Source organism: Acidovorax sp. FG42 (assembly GCF_057809195.1).
This window is the reverse complement of record NZ_JBMDJM010000007.1, coordinates 78,491-95,724: the sequence shown is the minus strand read 5'-3', so window position 1 is coordinate 95,724 and position 17,234 is coordinate 78,491. Positions and strand designations below refer to the sequence as shown.

18 protein-coding genes are annotated in these 17,234 nt (G+C 67.6%); 6 read left to right on the top strand and 12 right to left on the bottom strand.

The features are described from left to right. Positions 1-40: 40 nt before the first annotated feature. Positions 41-1,426, bottom strand: coding sequence for a signal recognition particle-docking protein FtsY (gene ftsY / locus ACODSM_RS09665; RefSeq protein WP_488805109.1), 1,386 nt, complete (start codon positions 1,424-1,426; stop codon positions 41-43). Positions 1,427-1,454: 28 nt separating this feature from the next. Here ftsY and ACODSM_RS09660 point away from each other — a divergent pair, with 28 nt between their 5' ends. From ACODSM_RS09660 to rsmD, 3 genes are read left to right on the top strand one after another with little or no spacing between them, the layout of a single operon-like run. Beyond that, the gene (locus tag ACODSM_RS09660; RefSeq protein ID WP_488805108.1) at positions 1,455-2,888 is read left to right on the top strand and encodes a M16 family metallopeptidase; all 1,434 of its coding nucleotides are present in this window, start codon (positions 1,455-1,457) and stop codon (positions 2,886-2,888) included. A 22-nt stretch (positions 2,889-2,910) separates the two neighbouring features. Beyond that, positions 2,911-4,269 (top strand): M16 family metallopeptidase, encoded by a 1,359-nt coding sequence (locus ACODSM_RS09655; protein WP_488805107.1) that lies wholly within the window; start codon positions 2,911-2,913, stop codon positions 4,267-4,269. Further along, positions 4,266-4,958, top strand: a complete 693-nt coding sequence (gene rsmD, locus ACODSM_RS09650) for a 16S rRNA (guanine(966)-N(2))-methyltransferase RsmD (RefSeq protein WP_488805106.1) — start codon at positions 4,266-4,268, stop codon at positions 4,956-4,958. The genes ACODSM_RS09655 and rsmD overlap by 4 nt, the downstream gene beginning before the upstream one ends. A 111-nt stretch (positions 4,959-5,069) precedes the next feature. On the opposite strand, the gene ACODSM_RS09645 is transcribed toward rsmD, so the two are convergent. The 6 genes from ACODSM_RS09645 to ACODSM_RS09620 form a co-directional block, all read right to left on the bottom strand. Then, the gene (locus tag ACODSM_RS09645) at positions 5,070-5,510 is read right to left on the bottom strand and encodes a hypothetical protein (protein ID WP_488805105.1); all 441 of its coding nucleotides are present in this window, start codon (positions 5,508-5,510) and stop codon (positions 5,070-5,072) included. Next, positions 5,507-5,986: a lysozyme inhibitor LprI family protein gene (locus ACODSM_RS09640; protein ID WP_488805104.1), complete on the bottom strand. Its 480-nt coding sequence runs from the start codon at positions 5,984-5,986 to the stop codon at positions 5,507-5,509. The genes ACODSM_RS09645 and ACODSM_RS09640 overlap by 4 nt, the downstream gene beginning before the upstream one ends. 73 nt (positions 5,987-6,059) lie before the next feature. Next, entirely contained in the window at positions 6,060-6,380 is a 321-nt protein-coding gene (locus ACODSM_RS09635) for a hypothetical protein (RefSeq protein ID WP_488805103.1), read from the bottom strand. Between the two features lie 15 nt (positions 6,381-6,395). Beyond that, positions 6,396-8,126 (bottom strand): TPM domain-containing protein, encoded by a 1,731-nt coding sequence (locus ACODSM_RS09630; protein WP_488805102.1) that lies wholly within the window; start codon positions 8,124-8,126, stop codon positions 6,396-6,398. Positions 8,127-8,200: 74 nt separating this feature from the next. Then, positions 8,201-9,382, bottom strand: coding sequence for a helix-turn-helix transcriptional regulator (locus ACODSM_RS09625; protein WP_488805101.1), 1,182 nt, complete (start codon positions 9,380-9,382; stop codon positions 8,201-8,203). Between the two features lie 146 nt (positions 9,383-9,528). Further along, positions 9,529-10,329 carry a DUF3667 domain-containing protein gene (locus ACODSM_RS09620; RefSeq protein WP_488805100.1) on the bottom strand — a complete coding sequence of 267 codons (801 nt, stop codon included), beginning with the start codon at positions 10,327-10,329 and terminating at the stop codon, positions 9,529-9,531. 218 nt (positions 10,330-10,547) lie between these two features. Here ACODSM_RS09620 and coaD point away from each other — a divergent pair, with 218 nt between their 5' ends. Further along, positions 10,548-11,054 (top strand): pantetheine-phosphate adenylyltransferase, encoded by a 507-nt coding sequence (coaD, locus tag ACODSM_RS09615; RefSeq protein ID WP_488805099.1) that lies wholly within the window; start codon positions 10,548-10,550, stop codon positions 11,052-11,054. 112 nt (positions 11,055-11,166) lie between these two features. On the opposite strand, the gene ACODSM_RS09610 is transcribed toward coaD, so the two are convergent. Next, a complete protein-coding gene (locus ACODSM_RS09610) occupies positions 11,167-12,117 on the bottom strand; it encodes a LysR family transcriptional regulator (protein WP_488805098.1) in 951 nt (316 codons plus the stop codon). 237 nt (positions 12,118-12,354) lie between these two features. Here ACODSM_RS09610 and lysA point away from each other — a divergent pair, with 237 nt between their 5' ends. Next, positions 12,355-13,599 carry a diaminopimelate decarboxylase gene (gene lysA / locus ACODSM_RS09605; protein WP_488805097.1) on the top strand — a complete coding sequence of 415 codons (1,245 nt, stop codon included), beginning with the start codon at positions 12,355-12,357 and terminating at the stop codon, positions 13,597-13,599. 332 nt (positions 13,600-13,931) lie between these two features. Here the strand turns inward: lysA and ACODSM_RS09600 are convergent, their stop codons facing one another. The 4 genes from ACODSM_RS09600 to ACODSM_RS09585 all read right to left on the bottom strand — a co-directional run bounded on the left by ACODSM_RS09600 (position 13,932) and on the right by ACODSM_RS09585 (position 16,311). Next, the gene (locus ACODSM_RS09600; protein ID WP_488805096.1) at positions 13,932-14,948 is read right to left on the bottom strand and encodes an NAD(P)H-dependent glycerol-3-phosphate dehydrogenase; all 1,017 of its coding nucleotides are present in this window, start codon (positions 14,946-14,948) and stop codon (positions 13,932-13,934) included. A 52-nt stretch (positions 14,949-15,000) separates the two neighbouring features. Continuing rightward, the gene (gene secB / locus ACODSM_RS09595; protein ID WP_488805095.1) at positions 15,001-15,459 is read right to left on the bottom strand and encodes a protein-export chaperone SecB; all 459 of its coding nucleotides are present in this window, start codon (positions 15,457-15,459) and stop codon (positions 15,001-15,003) included. 108 nt (positions 15,460-15,567) lie between these two features. Beyond that, positions 15,568-15,825: a glutaredoxin 3 gene (grxC, locus tag ACODSM_RS09590; RefSeq protein ID WP_488805094.1), complete on the bottom strand. Its 258-nt coding sequence runs from the start codon at positions 15,823-15,825 to the stop codon at positions 15,568-15,570. 78 nt (positions 15,826-15,903) lie between these two features. Beyond that, the gene (locus ACODSM_RS09585) at positions 15,904-16,311 is read right to left on the bottom strand and encodes a rhodanese-like domain-containing protein (RefSeq protein WP_110960116.1); all 408 of its coding nucleotides are present in this window, start codon (positions 16,309-16,311) and stop codon (positions 15,904-15,906) included. Between the two features lie 87 nt (positions 16,312-16,398). On the opposite strand from ACODSM_RS09585, the gene gpmA reads away from it, so the two are divergent. Next, positions 16,399-17,142: a 2,3-diphosphoglycerate-dependent phosphoglycerate mutase gene (gene gpmA / locus ACODSM_RS09580; protein WP_488805093.1), complete on the top strand. Its 744-nt coding sequence runs from the start codon at positions 16,399-16,401 to the stop codon at positions 17,140-17,142. The last annotated feature ends 92 nt before the right edge of the window (positions 17,143-17,234 follow it).

Genomic DNA, 17,234 nt, shown 5'->3' with positions numbered 1-17,234 from the left:
GGGGCCATTTCTCACATCGGTTGAGCGCAGATCGTGAGGCTCAGCTCAGCAAAGCCTGGGCAAATTCGCGGGCATTGAAGGTTTCCAGGTCTTCGAGCTTTTCGCCCACACCGATGAAGTACACCGGGATGGGGCGCTCCTGCGCGATGGCGGCCAGCACGCCGCCCTTGGCCGTGCCGTCCAGTTTGGTGACTATCAGGCCGGTGAGCTGCAGCGCATCGTCAAACGCGCGCACCTGGGCCAGCGCGTTCTGGCCGGTGTTGCCGTCGATCACCAGCAGCACCTCGTGCGGGGCCGTGGCGTCGGCCTTGGTGACCACGCGGCGGATCTTTTTCAGCTCCTCCATCAGGTGCAGCTGTGTGGGCAGGCGGCCGGCGGTGTCCACCAGCACCACGTCCTTGCCGCGCGCCTTGCCAGCGGTCACGGCATCAAAGCTCACGGCGGCGGGGTCGCCACCTTCCTGGCTCACGATCTCGACCGTGTTGCGGTCGGCCCACACGCCCAGCTGCTCGCGCGCAGCGGCTCGGAAGGTGTCGGCGGCGGCCAGCAGCACGGCGGCGCCTTCGTCTGCCAGGTGTTTGGTGAGCTTGCCGATGGAGGTGGTTTTACCTGCGCCGTTCACGCCCGCCACCATGATCACGGTGGGGGTGTGCTCGCCAATCACCAGGGCTTTTTCGAGCGGGCGCAACAAGTCGGCCAGTGCATCGGCCAGCAGGCCCTTGACGGCCGCAGGGTCGGCGGTCTTGCTGTCTTTCACGCGGCGCTTGAGGTCCGTCAGCAGGTGCGTGGTGGCCTTCACACCGGTGTCGGCCATCAGCAGGGCCTCTTCCAGCTCTTCATACAGCGCGTCGTCAATCTGCGTGCCGGTAAAGACCGTGGCAATGCTGCTGCCGGTCTTGCGCAGGCCCGCCTTGAGGCGGTCGAGCCAGCCTTTGCGCTCGGGCGCCGGGGCAGGGGGGACAGCCGACACGGCGGGTGCGGCCACCGGCGCAGGCGCGGCAACGGGAACCGGGGGCGCGACGGGGGGGAATGCTGGGCTTGTGGCCACTGCGGCAGCGGCCGGTACGGTAACTGCAGGCGCCGCAGTGGGCGGTGTGACGATCGGCGCCACCGGTGGCATCGCCACAGGCGCCGGAGGGGGCTCGATGGCGGGCGCGGGTGCGGCGGGGGGCGGCGCCGCGGGCTCGGGGGCTTTGCTGCCAAACGGGTTGCGCAGCCAGCCAAAACCGGCCGGGGCGGGCGCCGCCACGGGCGCGGGTGCGACCGGCGCAGGGGCGGTAGGGGTCGCCACGGGCGGCGTGGCGGGTGGGGTCGGCGCTACGGGCGCATCCACGGCGGGCGCCGGTGCGCCTACCGGCTGGGCCGGGACGGGCGCATCGGTGGGGGCGGGCGAGGGAGCGGGCTTTTTCTTGAAAAAACTGAACATTGGCGGGTTCTTAGAATCTCCCCATTCTATGAAACGCGCTTTCACCCTTCTGGGCCTGCTGGCCTGCCTCTCGTCCGGGGCTGCCTTTGCGGCCACCACCCCGGTGTCTCAACCCTCCACCACGCCGTCCGCCACGGCCTCTGGCGCGCAGCAGTTCACGCTCAAAAACGGCATGCAGCTCATCGTGCAGCCCGACCGCCGCGCGCCGACGGCGGTGCACATGGTCTGGGTGCGTGTGGGCTCGATGGACGAGGTGGACGGCACCTCGGGCGTGGCCCATGCGCTGGAGCACATGATGTTCAAGGGCACCAAGACCTTGCCGCCGGGCGAGTTCTCGCGCCGCGTGGCGGCGCTGGGAGGCCGGGAAAACGCATTCACCAGCCGCGACTACACCGGCTACTACCAGCAGATCCCATCTAACCGGCTGGAAGACGTGATGAAGCTCGAATCGGACCGGTTTGCCAACAACCACTGGCCAGACGAGGAGTTCAAGAAAGAAATCGAGGTCGTCAAGGAAGAGCGCCGCCTGCGCACTGAAGACCAGCCCCGCGCCATGCTGGCCGAACAGCTGTTTGCCGCCACCTTCAACGCATCGCCCTACCGCCGCCCTATCGTGGGCTGGATGAGCGACCTGGACGCGATGACGCCTGAGGACGTGCGCGCCTTCCACCGCCAGTGGTACACCCCGACCAACGCCGCCGTCGTGGTGGCAGGTGATGTGGATGTGGCCCAGGTGCGTGCCCTGGCCGAGAAGTACTACGGCAGCCTGCCCGTGCACGCGCTGCCCGCGCGCAAGCCGCGTACCGAGCCCGAGCAAAAGGGCCTGCGCCGCATCGCCGTCAAAGCCCCGGCCGAGCAGGCCTACGTGGCCCTGGCCTTCCGCGCGCCCAGCCTGGACCGCGTGGACAACCTCACCGACGAAGACCGCGACGCCCTCGCGCTGATGGTGCTGTCGGCCGTGTTCAACGGCTACGACGGTGCCCGGCTGGACCGCGCGCTGACCCAGGGGCCCAACCGCGTGGCCGACAGCGCCAGCAGCTCCGCCATGGTCACGGGGCGCGGCCCCAGCCTGTTCATGCTCAGTGGCGTGCCTGCTGCGGGCAAGACCGCCCAGCAGGTCGAAGACGCGCTGCGCGCCGAGGTGACCCGGGTGGCGAAGGAGGGGGTGAGCGAGGCCGAGCTGAACCGCGTCAAGACGCAATGGATCGCCTCCACCGTGTACGAGCGCGACTCGGTGATGAGCCAGGCGCAGGAGCTGGGCGGCAACTGGGTGCAGGGCTTTCCGCTGGACGCCAACGAGCGCCTGCTGGCCCTGCTGCGCACCGTGACCCCGGCGCAGGTGCAGGCCGTGGCCGCCAAGTATTTTGGCGACGACCAGCTCACCGTGGCCACGCTGCTGCCCCAGCCGCTGGATGCCCCCCGCGCCCGCCCCCAGTTGCCTGCGGGTGCTGTCATCCGCTGAACCCGCCCTGCGGAAACTGCCCATGATTACTATCAAAAACATAGCTGTCCGTGCTTTATGCACTAGCGCTATCGCCCTTTTTTCTTCCAATTCGGCCTGGGCGCTGCTGCCCATCCAGCACTGGACGGAGCCCAATGGAGCCAAGGTCTACCTGGTCGAAAGCCCGGTCATTCCCATGGTGGACGTGCAGATCGACTTTGACGCCGGCACGCGCCGCGACCCGGCAGGCCAGTCCGGCCTGGCCAATGCGGTGGCCGCCATGGCGAGCAAGGGCGTGAAGGCCGGGCGCGATGCGAGTGCCGAGCCGGCGCTGGACGAAAACGGCCTGGGCGAGGCCTGGGCCGACCTGGGCGCCAGCTTTGAAGCCAATGCCGACAACGACACGCTGCACTACGTGCTGCGCTCGCTGACCGACCCGCCGCTGCTCGAGCGCGCCGCACGCCTGGCGGCCCGCCAGATTGCCGAGCCCATGACGACCGAAGACGTCTGGCAACGCGATCGCGCCCGCTGGAGCGCCAGCCTGAAAGAAGCCAACACACGCCCCGCCACCGTGGCCAACCACGCGTTTGCCGCTGCGGTGTATGGCAGCCACCCCTACGGCGTGCGCACCACCGAAGAGACGCTGGCCCGCATCAGCGTGGCCGACATGCAGGGCTTTCACGCACAGTACGTGGCCGCCTGCCGCGCCAAGGTCAGCATCGTGGGCGCTGTATCGCGCGCCCAGGCGCAGACACTGGTGGCCACGCTGCTGTCGCGCCTGCCTGCCACGGCAGGCTGCGCACCGCTGCCGCCCGTGGGCGAGGTGGCGGCGCTGACGGCGCCTGCCGAGAAGGCCATCCCCTTCGCGTCGGCCCAGGCCCATGTGCTGATCGGCCAGCCGGGCTTCCAGCGCCGCGACCCGGACTTCCTCGCACTGCTGGTGGGCAACCACATTCTGGGCGGCGGCGGTTTTGTCTCGCGCCTGACCCACGAGGTGCGCGAAAAGCGCGGCCTGAGCTACAGCGTCTACAGCTACTTTGCCCCTGGCCTGCACGCCGGGGCCTTCACCGTGGGCCTGCAGACGCGCCCGGACCAGGCCGCCCAGGCCGTGCAGGTCTCGCGCGACGTGATCGCCCGCTTTGTAGCCGAAGGCCCCACCGAGGCTGAACTGCGCGCCGCCAAGGACAACCTCATCGGCGGCTTTGCGCTGCGCATCGACAGCAACAAGAAGCTGCTGGGCAACGTGGCCAACATCGCCTGGAACGACCTGCCGCTGGACTACCTGGACCAGTGGGCCAAAAAGGTCGAGGCTCTGACGGTGGCCGACGTGCGCACCGCCATGGCCCAAAAGCTGCATCCCGACCGCATGGTGACTGTGGTGGTGGGAGGCAAGCAGCCATGAGCCGATCCACCCTGCGCGGTAGCGCCATCACCGCCGAAATCCGCAAGGCCCAGGCCGCCGCCGCTGCGGCCCCGGTGGACCCCAAGGCCGCCAAGAAAAACGCCAAGGACAAAGCTGCGGCGGCGGCCTCCCCCAAGGGCGCGGGCGAAATCCGCATCATCGGCGGGCAATGGAAGCGCACCCGCCTGCCCGTGGCCCAGCGCCCCGGCCTGCGCCCCACACCCGACCGCGTGCGCGAAACCCTGTTCAACTGGCTGGGCCAGGACCTGGCGGGCTGGCGTTGCTTGGACGCGTTTGCGGGCACCGGTGCGCTGGGGCTTGAAGCCGCCTCGCGCGGCGCCGCATCGGTGCAACTTGTGGAGAGCGACGCTGCGCTGGTGGCCCAGCTGCAGGTGCTGCAGGCCAGGCTGCAGGCCAGCGCCGTGCGCGTGCAGCGCGGCGACGGCGTGTCTGCGCTGAAGCAGGCCGCCCCCGCCAGCCTGGAACTGGTGCTGCTGGACCCACCATTCGATGGCCCGTTTTTTGAACCCGCCCTGCAGGCCGCTGCCCAGGCCGTGGCGGCTGGGGGCTTCATCTACCTTGAAGCGCCTCGCTTGTGGGCGGACGAGGAACTGGCAGCGCACGGCCTGGTGCTGTACCGGCACCTCAAGGCCGGTGCGGTGCATGCGCACCTGCTGCAGCGCGGCTGAGCGCCTGGGCGCTGCAGACCCAGGGCGGGTGTTCCCCGCGTTTGCGCTGGCTGCTGGGGCGCTGATTTTTGGGAAAATCGCCTCAAGCGCTTGTGTTGTATGTGCTGGTCGCTATTGTTTTTGAAGCAGCTGGCTGCTGTCGACGGGGCCAGCCTCCGGTATCACCAACAGCTGCAGCGCGCCGCCTTCGAGCGTGTAGCTGAAGGTGTAGTGGCCCGGTGCCAGCGTGGCCTGGCCACCGGGGAAGGACTGGTCGGTGACATGCGTGAGCTGGCGCTGGCCGATCTGGATGCGGGTCTTGCGGTAATGCGCCAGCGTGGCGGGCAGCGCGTGCCAGCGGCTGGTGTCGCCGGGCAGCAGCGGGCCCAGGTCCACATCGGTGCCCTGCTGCGGCAGGCCCTGCCAGACATGGGTGAAGGCTTCCTGGCCGCTGTTGCGCACGCGCAGCCACACCTGGGCGCTGCCTCGCGCGCGGGTAGCGGTGGGGCGCAGCAGTGGCGCCAAGGCGGCTGCCAGCAGGGGCAGGCGCTGCAGCCAGGTGCGGCGCATCATGGCGAATCCTTCAGGCTGTCCAGGTCGTTGGTGAGCGCGCACACGCGGGCGCGTCGGCGCTCCAGCGCCGCACCGCCAATGTTCAGCGCGGCCGAGCTGCCCTGTTCGGCAAAGATGGCGCTGTCCCACTGGCCTTGGGCGGTGTCAAACGCCAGCCAGGCGCGCTGGGCGGCCCGCAGGGTGTCGCGCCGACCGGGGCCCGCGGCCTTGAGTACCTGGGCGTAGATGCGGTTCAGCTCCTTGTCCCACGCGGCGTAGGCTGCGTTCTGGGCGTCGATCAGGTCCACCGTCACACCGCCGCTGCGCTCGGAGGCGGCGCCCAGGGCCTTGTCGATGGGGTGGGCGGTGCGCTGGCCGCAGAAATGTTCGGCGGCCTGGGCGGCCTGCGGGCCAGAGGCCAGCAGCAGGGAGGTGGTCAGCAGCGCAAGTGCGGTGCGATGGAGGTTGTGGAGGCGGTGGTGATGGTAGTGGTGCATGTGGGTGTGTCCCTCGGGGTCTGCTGTTGTGCTGGCGTGATCGCTTGGGTCTATCCGTTGCGGCGTTGTCCGCTCATGCCCCCACCCACAGCAGCGCCGCCAGGGTGGACACCAGCGCCAGCACGGTGAAGGCGAGCACCGCGCCGCCGCAGGCCGCTGCCACGCTGGCCATGGTGGACCAGCCGCGCGCCTGGCCCCAGTGCGCCAGGTGGCGGGCCAGCCACAGCGCAGCGAGCCAGCCCAGCACCAGCAGCACGGCCAGAGTGCCCAGCAGCTTTCCGCCTTGGGTGGAGTTCATGCCGTTGCTGCCCAGCAGTGCCGTGAACATGAAAAACAGCGCGGGCAGCAGGTTGGCGGCGCCTGCAATGAGCAGGGTGACGGCGGTGGATGACATGGACGGGACAGCGGCTTATTCGGTGACGGCGTAGCTCAGCAAGTCCAGCGACTGCGTGTCCTTGGGGTTCCACGACAGGGCGGCCGCACGCGCAATGACCGTGTAGGTTTTGCCCTGTTCCAGCTTGCCGCCGGGCTGCAGTGCGGCGGTGCGCGGGTCCACATAGAGCATGGTGGTCAGGCCTTCAGCACTGCGCAGCAGCACGGGCTGCTTGCCGCTTTGGACCTTTGCGTCGTTGACCCAGGCGGCCTTGTTGCCAGAGGGAGGGTTCAGGCTTTCCACGGTGCCTGACAGGCGCACGATCTTGCGCCACACCTTGCTGTCGTTGGGGTTGGTGACCTTGCCGTTCTCGGCAGCGTCTGCCTTCTGGATGTCGCCCAGGGACTGGTAGGCGATGGTCCAGTCGGCGCGGCTGGTGTCGCGGCGGATGTGGTCGGCCGCGAGCATCAGGTTCTCGGTCCAGTTGCCGCAGGCGTTCTTTTTCTTGCACAGCGCCCATGCGGTGTTCATCCAGCGCTTGAGCTGCTCGGTCTTGTCATGGCTGCCCATCTCCAGCGCCACGCCCGCGCCCAGCACGGCGGCGGCCTGGTTCTGCTCGGGCGCCACCACCAGCACGGCGCCGTTGCCCACGTCGAGCTTGCCCACGCGCAGTTGGCGCATCATGGCGTGGGCGTAGTCCTCGGCGCTCTTGCCGCCCAGGTCCTTCACCAGCAGGGTGACGATCTCCACGCCCGTCTTTTGCGCATGCTCGTACATCTGCTTTTCAAACTGCGCTCGGATGGCCGGGTCCAGGATGCCGAACTCGTCGTAGATGAACTGTGTGCCCTTGGACGGGATGGCAGCCACGTCGGCCTTGGGCAGGGTTTCGGCGGTGGCAGCTGCCAGGGCCGGGGCTGGCGCCTTGGCCGCAGGGGTGGCTGGCGTGGGGGTGGGCGCAGCCGTGGGTGCCGGGGCCTTGGCCACCGGGGTGGCGGGTGCCTGCGCTGGCGATGGTGCAGCAGGCGCCACTGCTGCCGTGCGCACCGGCAGCCCGCCGGAGCATTGTGGCCCGCCGCCCTGCAGCTCGCAGGCTTCCTTCCAGCCCGACTCGATGGCGGCCAGGCGCTTTCTGCGGCCGGGGTGGGTTTCGCCGTCCTTCTCGGGGATCAGCGTGGCGATGGCGCGCTGGGCGTCGGCCAGCGGCGCGCCCATCTTGTAGAGCACAAAGCCGCTGAACTTGTCGGACTCCAGCTCGATGGGCGGCTGGCTGCCGCCGGGCACGATGGTGTGGCCCGAGAGGTGGTGCCCGATCTCGTGGGCCATGATGCTTACGGGCGCCCAGTTGTTGGACTTGGTGGCCTCAATCACCTGGCCCATGAACGCCGGGTTGTAGGCAATCACGCGGCGCGGCACCTGGTCGGGCCCCTGCATGATCACGGCGGCCGCGTTGGGCACCTTGCCCTCCACCACCACAAAGTTGGCGGGCAGGCCGGTGTATTTCATGATCTCGGCCACTACCTGCTTGCCGGTGCCGCCACCTTTGGACAGGTCGGGCGGCGAAAACGCCAGCGGGCTGCCGTCGTACGAGCAGGCCTGCAGTGTGGCGGCCAGGTCGGCCACCAGCTGCGCCTTGCTGGGCTTGGCCACAGCGGCGGTCTTCTGGGCCATGGCCAGGCCACCGACAGCGAGGCCGACGAGGGCGCAGCAGGCCAGGGCGACCGGGCGCAGTTGGCGAAGCTGGGGCAGGGAGTTGCGAGACAAGGTCATGGGCAGGGGCCTTTCATGCAGCGTTCAGCGCCGCGCAAAAAATGAACAGAGACAAAAAAACAGAGAAACGAACGTCAAGCCACTAGCGCGGCAACGCGCAGCACGCGCTGGGCCAGCTCCGCTTGGCCCCGGGTGCCGGTCTTGGCATACAGGCTGGCGAGCTGCGAGCGCACGGTGGGCATCTTCACTTGGCGGGTGTCGGCCATTTCGCGCGGTGTCATGCCCTGCAGCAACAGGGGCAGCAGGGCCGCTTCGGCGGGGGTGAGGCCGTAGAGCGCGCTGCACACCGACACGGTGGCGCCCGCGTGGGGCGGGGTTTCGGGCACCAGGATGAACTGGGCCAGCGCCTCGCCAGTGGCGGGGGCCGTACCGCCGCGCAGGGGCGCGGCCAGGGCCACCAGCGTGGCAGGGGCCCCGGGGTGCTGGGGCTGCAGCCGGGCAGAGACGGGTGTCTGCGTGCTCAGGCTGGTGCCCAGCAGCGGCACCAGCGCGGGGTGGATCTGTGCCAGCTGCAGTGGCTGGCGCGCCTGCCAGCCTGTGGCGCTGTGCAGCAGGATGCGGCAGGTGTCCTCAATGCCCAGCCATGTACGGGCGTGTTCGTTCAGGTAGCGCAGCTCACCCCGGCGGTTCACGTGCATCACGCCCAGGGGCAGCTGGTCCAGTGTGCGCTCCAGCGCGCTGGTGTGGCGCTGGGCCTGCTGCAGGCGGCGCTGGGCGCGCATGAGGCTGCGCACCCAGGGCGTGGCGGCGCGCAGGCGGGCAAACTGCTCGGGCGTGAACTCGCTCTGGCCCAGGTCGTTGTACATCGCCAGCACATGCATGCCGACCTCGGGCGAGGCCTCGACGATGCTGTTGACCATGGCATCAATGCCCAGGGGCTTGAGGTAGTCGGCATAAAACGCGCCCCGGCGCAGCGCCGGGGTGCTGACCAGCTGCTGGCTGAGCGAGCCGCCGCGCGCCAGTGCGGCACCCTGCTGCCGTTCCAGCGCCTCGCTCCAGGCGTCGCAGCCCTGGATGAGGTTGGCGTAGCGCGCCAGAAAATCGTCGGGCATGCCCCACTGGTAGGCGGCCAGCGGGTCGTCCGAGCCGGGCAGGGGGCAGAACAGCACCACCTTGTGGCTGCCCAGCGCCTCGCCCAGGCGGCGCAGCAGGCGCTCCACCATGCCGGGCTCGCCCAGGGCCTCCAGGCTTTCGGCCATCAGGGCCTCAAAACCGGGGATTCCCAGGTGCTGCGTGTTCCACTCCTGACCGGCCAAGTCGGCCTCCTTTTCGCTGTATGTGTTGAACTGCGGCGGATCGTAGGTGCGTTGCCGTCAGGGCGGCATCATTCAGGTGAAGGATGTGGTGGCACTCCGACACACAATCGTGAACTGGTTCACATTTTTCAGTGGCCCCGCTGTTTTCAGCCCCCCATCTGCCAGAGCACCAGCTCCACCACGCCCCGGGCATAGAGCTGCGTGGCCTGCCACTTGAGCCCGGCAAACAGCGCCCCGGCCAGCAGCAGCCAGCCCGCGTCGCGGCGCGGGTCCAGCAGAAAGAACTGCCGCAGCGCCAGCATGAACATCAACGTCTGCAGCGCCGTCATGTACCAGGGCGACCACTGCTTGTGCCACTTGAGCAGTTCCGGCGAATGCGCCAGCACCAGGGGCAGCTGGTTCACCATCTGCAGCGCGATGAACACCGCCTGGCAGTACAGCGCCAGCGCCAGCAGCTCGGCCGTGTTGTAGCCGCGCCGGCGGAACACCAGCCACATGCTGGCCAAAGCCGCCACCGCCCCCAGCGAAAACGACCACTTCGAGTACCCAGTCACCAGCGCATACATACGCTGCGCGGCCTCGCTGGGCAGCTCGGGCCGCAGGTAGTCGGTGTGACCCAGCACGATGAGCAAAAAACCGATGGACAGGAACAGCAGCGTGAGCGGGTGCGGGTGGTCCTTGCGCTGGCCCAGCACATACTCGCGCGCCATGGTGCCGGGCTGCGGCAACACCCGCAGCGCGTTGCGGATGGTGCTCCATTCAAACCACCGGAACCGCTCCCAGGCCTCCTTGCGCACCATGCGGGTGCCCATGCGCGCCGCTTTCTTCTGCCCACAGTGTGCGCAGAACGGGCCAGTGAGCGCCGCGCCGCAGTTGAGGCAGGCGGTGGTGTCGAACAGCGCGTCGTTGATGGGGGTGCTGGGGGATGCGTTGGGGGAGGAGGTCACAGGCGGGGCCTACCTTGGGGCAGAAAGGGCTGGGCATGGTAGGCCGCGAGCCTGCGCCTGGCATCGTTCAGGTGGACGATGCGGCGGTTGGGCGGATGTGGTGTCCGGGTTCATGTTGCACTGCACTGCATAATGCGCGCACGCGGCCCGGCGGGCCCTGCGGGGAGCGCCCCGGGGGCCGGGGCCAACGTCAATCGCCAGACAGGAGACAACCAGCCATGGCCCAGAACGTGCTCGCCGTGTACCCCGGAACCTTCGACCCCATCACCCTGGGCCATGAAGATGTGGTGCGCAGAGCCACCCAGTTGTTTGAACGTGTGATCGTGGCCGTGGCGGCGGGCCACCACAAGAAGACCCTGTTCTCGCTGGAAGAACGCATCGACATGGTGCGCGAGGCCGTGAAGATGTATCCCCAGGTGCAGGTCGAGCCCTTCTCGGGCCTGCTGCGCGACTTTGTGGTGTCGCGCGGCGGCAAGGCCATGGTGCGCGGCCTGCGCGCCGTGACGGACTTTGACTACGAGTTCCAGCTCGCGGGCATGAACCGCAGCCTGATGCCGCAGGTCGAAACCGTGTTCCTCACCCCCAGCGACAAGTACCAGTTCATCAGCAGCACCTTTGTGCGCGAGATCGCGGTGCTGGGCGGCGAGGTGACCAAGTTCGTATCGCCCTCGGTGGAAGGGCGACTGGCGGTCAAGGTGCGCAGCCTGGCAGCGCCGGGGGGCTGAGGACACTGTCCGAAAGGCACCAAGAGCCCCGGTTGTGGCTCTTTTTTGCCGGTAGCGCTAGTGGAATATGCCTGGGATGCTATCAAAATCATAGTTTATAGATCCTGTGGCCTCAGTCCATGGCGGGCGGTAGCCTCTCCGCAATGGCGTGTGCCTGCGCGCGCAGGGCCTCCAGCATGGGCACGACCTCGGGCAACGGTGGGCGGTACAGCGGCAGCAGCGCCGTCACGCTGAACGGGATGGAAAACGCCAGCCGCCGCAGCACCAGTCGCTCGCTGGCGGCGGCCAGGGCGGTGACCGGGTTGACGATGGCGATGCCCAGGCCCTGCTCGACCATGGCGCACACTGCGGCGGCGCTGTGGGTCTCCACGCGAAGCGTGCGCTCCACGCCCGCCTCGGCAAACCGGGCGTCGATCAGGCGGCGGTAGGGGTCTTCGGCCGAGAGGCTCACAAAAAACTCGCCCGCAAAGTCGGCCAGGTCCAGCACCGGCTGGTGCGCGAGTGTGTGGCCTGCGGGCAGCACGGCCACCTCGTCCAGCGTCAGCAGCACCTCCGCCCGCGTGCCGGGCGGGGCGGTGGTCTGCTCGCACAGGCCCAGGTCAAACCGCTGGGCGCTCATCCATTCTTCGAGCAGGGGCGATTCCTGCGGTGTGACCGATACGCGCGTTGTGGAGTGTGCCTCGGGGTGCGACTGCATCAGCCGCGCCGCCGCGCCCGGCAGCAGCGCATGGGCCAGCGCGGGCAGGCACAGCACCGACAACTGCACTGCACCCGACCGGCCCAGCGCCACGGCCCGGTCCACCACACGCTCCAGCCCCTGCCACGACCGCTGCACCTCATCCCACAGCGCCAGCGCCCGCGCGTTGGGGCGCAGGCGGCCCTGCACGCGCTCGAACAGCGCGTACCCCAGCAGCGACTCCAGCCGCGCCAGCTCGCGGCTCACAGTGGGCTGCGAGCTGTGCAGCAGGTCGGCCGCGCCGGTGGCGCTGCCAGCGGTCATCACGGCGCGGAAGACCTCGATATGGCGGTGGGTGATGCGGTGAGTGAGGGTGGGCTCGGTCATGCCAGTCATGCACAGAGCATATCCATATTGAATGGATGGCGTAAATCAAAGCATTCGACTGAATGCATGGATAGCGGCATCATCCGCGCATCGTTCACGCTGAGAGCGGCTAACAAAACTCTTCTGGCGTCGTTGCTGTGTCTTGTCGTACTGCTCGTACTGCCTGCGACACAGCGCCTAGCCAGAACCGCTTCGCTGAGTTTTGTTAGCCGCTCTTAGTACCCTTGGAGCCTCCCCATGTCCAACCCTTTCTCCCCCGCCCAGCTCTGGGCCCTGGCCGACCAGTTTGGCACCCCGCTGTGGGTGTATGACGCGGCGACCATCCGCCAGCGCATTGCGCAGGTGTCCAATTTCGAGACCATCCGTTTTGCGCAGAAGGCCTGCTCCAACATCCATATCCTGAAGCTCATGCGCGAGCAGGGCGTGAAGGTGGATGCGGTCTCGCGCGGCGAGATCCTGCGTGCGCTGGCGGCGGGTTATGTGGCGGGTGGCGAGCCGTCGGAGATCGTCTTCACCGCCGACCTGTTCGACGCCGCCACGCTCGACTGTGTGGTCGAGCACGGCGTGCCCGTCAACGCAGGCTCCATCGACATGTTGCACCAGCTGGGCGCGCGCTCGCCGGGCCACGCGGTGTGGCTGCGCATCAACCCCGGCTTTGGCCACGGCCACAGCAACAAGACCAACACCGGCGGCGAGCACAGCAAGCACGGCATCTGGCACACCGACTTGTCTGCGGCGCTGGCTGCGATCAAGCAGCACGGCCTGAAGCTGGTGGGCCTGCACATGCACATCGGCTCGGGCGTGGACTACAGCCACTTGCAGGAGGTGTGTGGTGCGATGGTCAACCTGGTGCGCACTGCGCATGCGGCCGGGCATGACCTGCACGCCATCTCGGCGGGCGGTGGCCTGTCCATTCCCTACCGCAGCGGCGACCCGGTGGTCGATACGCAGCACTACCACGGCTTGTGGGACGCCGCACGCCAGCAGGCCGAGGCCATCGTGGGCCACAAGCTCGGCCTGGAGATTGAGCCCGGCCGCTTCCTCGTGGCCGAATCGGGCGTGCTGCTGGGCCAGGTGCGCGCCACCAAGAACGCGGGCAGCAACCACTTCGTGCTGGTCGATACCGGCTTCAACGAACTCATGCGCCCTTCCATGTACGGCAGCTACCACGCCATGAGCGTGCTGCGCCGCGACGGCACCCAGGCGGCCGAGCAGCCCAGCGTGGTGGCAGGCCCGCTGTGCGAATCGGGCGACGTGTTCACCCAGGGCGACGGCGGTGTGGTGCTGCCGCGCGACCTGCCTGCCGCCCAGGTGGGTGACCTGCTGGTGATCCACGACACGGGCGCGTACGGTGCCAGCATGTCCTCCAACTACAACACGCGGCCCTTGATTGCCGAGGTGCTCGTGGATGGCGGCCAGGCCCGCCTGATCCGCCGCCGCCAGACGGTGGACGAGCTGCTGGCGCTGGAACTGGGGCTGTAAGCCCGGCTGCCGCGCTGGCCCCCTGCGCTGTGGGCATGGCCCGCGCCACGAGGTGGGGTAGGTGAGGGCCTACGGGTTTGGGGTGCAAAGCCGGACAAGCACCAGCCGGGGTGAGAAATACAGTGAAACCACCTGAACTTCTCACCCTTTCAAGGAGATCCCCATGCCTCTCATTGCCTGGCTACTTGGCGTCCCGCTGTCGGTTGTGCTGCTGCTGATGTTGTTTGGGGTGTTCTGAACCCGCATCCTGGCGCGCATGGCATTGACGCCGCCAAACAAAAGGCCCCTGTGGAGTTCCGCAGGGGCCTTTTGTCTTGGGGGATCAGTAGGGGTCACATCAACTCGGAGGCCGGCCCGCGCCCCATCAGCGTGACAACCGCATCGGCCGGGGTGAGCTGGCCATCCAGCAGCGCTACCACCGCGCGGGTGATGGGCATGTCCGCCCCGAGCGCTGCCGCCCGCTGCGCCACGGTGCGCGCGCTGTAGACGCCCTCGGCCACATGACCCAGCGACTCGACGGCCTGGGGCAGGGTTTTGCCCTCGGCCAGCAGCATGCCCACGCGCCGGTTGCGTGACAGGTCGCCCGTGGCGGTCAGCACCAGGTCGCCCAGGCCCGACAGGCCCATGAAGGTATCGGGGCGCGCGCCCAGCGCCAGGCCCAGCCGCGTCATCTCGGCCAGGCCGCGCGTGATGAGCGCGGCGCGGGCGTTCAGCCCCAGCGCCAGCCCGTCGCACAGGCCGGTGGCAATGGCCAGCACGTTTTTCACCGCGCCACCCACCTCCACGCCCACGATGTCCTCGTTGGCATACACGCGCACGCTGGGGCTGTGAAAGGCGCTGACCAGTGCATCGCGCACCTGCGCATGGGGGCTGGCAGCCACCAGGGCGGTGGGCTGGCCCAGCGCCACTTCTTGCGCAAAGCTGGGACCGCTGAATACGCCTGCTATCAAATTGGGAGCTATCTGCGCTTGTATCTCGTGCGCTAGCAGCCCAAAAGATGTCAAGTCGGCCTCCGCAGGCACGGCTTCAAACCCCTTGCACAGCCAGGCCACGGGCGCGGCGCAGCCTTGCAGGGCCTGCAGCATGCCGCGCAAAGCGGCCATGGGGGTGGCCACGATGACGAGGTCGGCTCCTGGCCATAGCGCAGCAAAGTCGCCATGGGCCAGCGTGAGGGCGGGGGGGAGGGTGATGCCGGGCAGGTAACGCGCGTTCTGCCGCTGCGTCTGCATCTGGGCCGCCTGGGCGGCATCGCGCGCCCACAAGGTGACGGCATGGCCTGCGGGGTGCTGGGCGGCACTCATTGCCACCGCAGTCCCCCAGGCTCCAGCGCCCAATACTATGATTTTCATAGCTGTATGCGCTTATTCATCCAGCACTACAGGCATAAATGCCTGTGAATGCTTACTGCGTGATGATGGGCGAAGCTTGGCCAGCAGCCTGGGCTTGTTGTTGCTCGTACATGGCCTGGAAGTTGATTTCAGCCAGGTGCACGGGCGGGAAGCCAGCGCGGTTGATCAGGTCGGCCACGTTGCCGCGCAGGTAGGGGTACACGATCTGGGGGCAGGCGATGCCCATGATGGGGCCCATCTGGTCTTCGGGCACGTTGCGGATTTCGAAGATGCCGGCTTGCTTGGCTTCGACCAGGAACACGGTCTTGTCCTTGATCTTGGTCTGCACGGTGGCCGTCACGGCCACTTCAAAGATGCCTTCGGCCACGGGAGTGGCTTCCACGCCGAGCTGGATGTCCACGCTGGGCTGCTCTTGTTCGAGCAGGATGGCGGGGGAGTTGGGCTGCTCCAGCGACAGGTCCTTGAGGTAGACGCGCTGGATTTGGAACACGGGGTTTTCTTGGTCGGCCATGGTGAAGTCTCTTTGCTCTTACGAAATTGCTAGCAAAACAAAACCCGCCGGGGAGCAGCTCCCGCAGCGGGCACATGGGGCTGCATTATGCAGCGCCCAGACAGGGGGTCAGGCGCCGAGCAGGGGCATCAGCTCGCCCCGGCTGTCCAGTGCCACCAGGTCGTCGTGGCCGCCCACGTGGGTGTCGCCGATGTAGATCTGCGGCACCGTGCGGCGGCCGGTGATTTCCATCATGTGGCTGCGCGCGGCGGGGTCGGCGTCGATGCGGATCTCCTCGATCTGCTCCACGCCCTTGGACTTGAGGATCTGCTTGGCCCGGATGCAGTAGGGGCAGACGGCGGTGGTGTACATCTTCACGGGTTGCATGGCGAACCTTCCTCTTTCTTCCTGTGGGACTGAAAAACCAGTCGCAAGACTAGCGCTGACCGAATAACTGGGGGTGGATCAGGCTTTTTCCACAGGCAGACTGGCTTCGCGCCAGGCCTTCATGCCGCCGGCCATGGCCTGGGCGTTGTCGTAGCCCAGCTTTTTGGCAATGCCGACGGCGCGGTTGGCGCGGGCACCGCTGGCACAGACCAGCACCACGGGCAGGGCCTTGTTCTTGACCACAGTGGGCAGGCGCTCTTCCAGTTGGGAGACGGGCACGTTCTTGGCGCCGGTGACGTGGCCGGCCGCGAATTCCTCGGCTTCGCACACGTCGATGACCACCGCTTTTTCGCGGTTGATGAGCTGCACGGCGCGTGCGGGTGTCAGCGAGCCGCCACTGGCGTTCTGCAGGACCGGCCACAGCAGCATGCTGCCCGAAGCCAGTGCAACGAGGAACAGATACCAGTTATCAATAATGAATTTCACGAAGCTTCCTTGGGTTGGCGAACCGCGTAATTCTAGAATGCCGGGTTTGGTCTGCTTTTTCTTTAGCCCGTATTTCCTGGGGAAACCATGTACAAGCTCGTTTTGATCCGCCACGGCGAATCCACTTGGAACCTTGAAAACCGCTTCACCGGCTGGACTGATGTGGACCTCACGCCCACTGGCGTCTCCCAGGCCATGTCGGCCGGCAAGCTGCTCAAGGCTGAGGGCTACGAGTTCGATCTGGCGTTCACCAGCGTACTCAAGCGCGCTATCCACACTCTCTGGTACACGCTGGACGAGATGGACTGCACCTGGCTGCCCGTGGTCAAGGACTGGCGCCTGAACGAGCGCCACTATGGCGCCCTGCAGGGCCTCAACAAGGCCGACATGGCAAAGAAGTACGGCGACGAACAGGTGCTGGTGTGGCGCCGCAGCTATGACACGCCGCCGCCCGCACTGGAAGCCACCGACCCCCGCAGCGAGCGCGGCGACCGCCGCTACGCCGGTGTGGCTGCCGAGAACGTGCCCTTGACCGAGTGCCTCAAAGACACCGTGGCCCGCGTGCTGCCGTTCTGGAACGAGGCCATGGCGCCCGCCATCCGTTCGGGCAAGCGGGTGGTGGTGGCTGCGCATGGCAACTCTATCCGCGCGCTGGTGAAGTACCTGGACAACATCTCCGAGACCGACATCGTGGGCCTGAACATTCCCAACGGGATTCCACTGGTATACGAGCTCGACGCCGACCTCAAGCCCATCCGTCACTACTATTTGGGCGATGCCGAAGCGGCGGCCAAGGCTGCAGCTGCCGTGGCATCGCAGGGCAAAGCGTAAATCGCAGGTAAAGAGCGGGGAAAACCCCGCTTATCCCCGCCAAAGTGAGAGTGCATGCGGAACTGCGGCGGGTTTGGCCCTTCCAAGGTGTA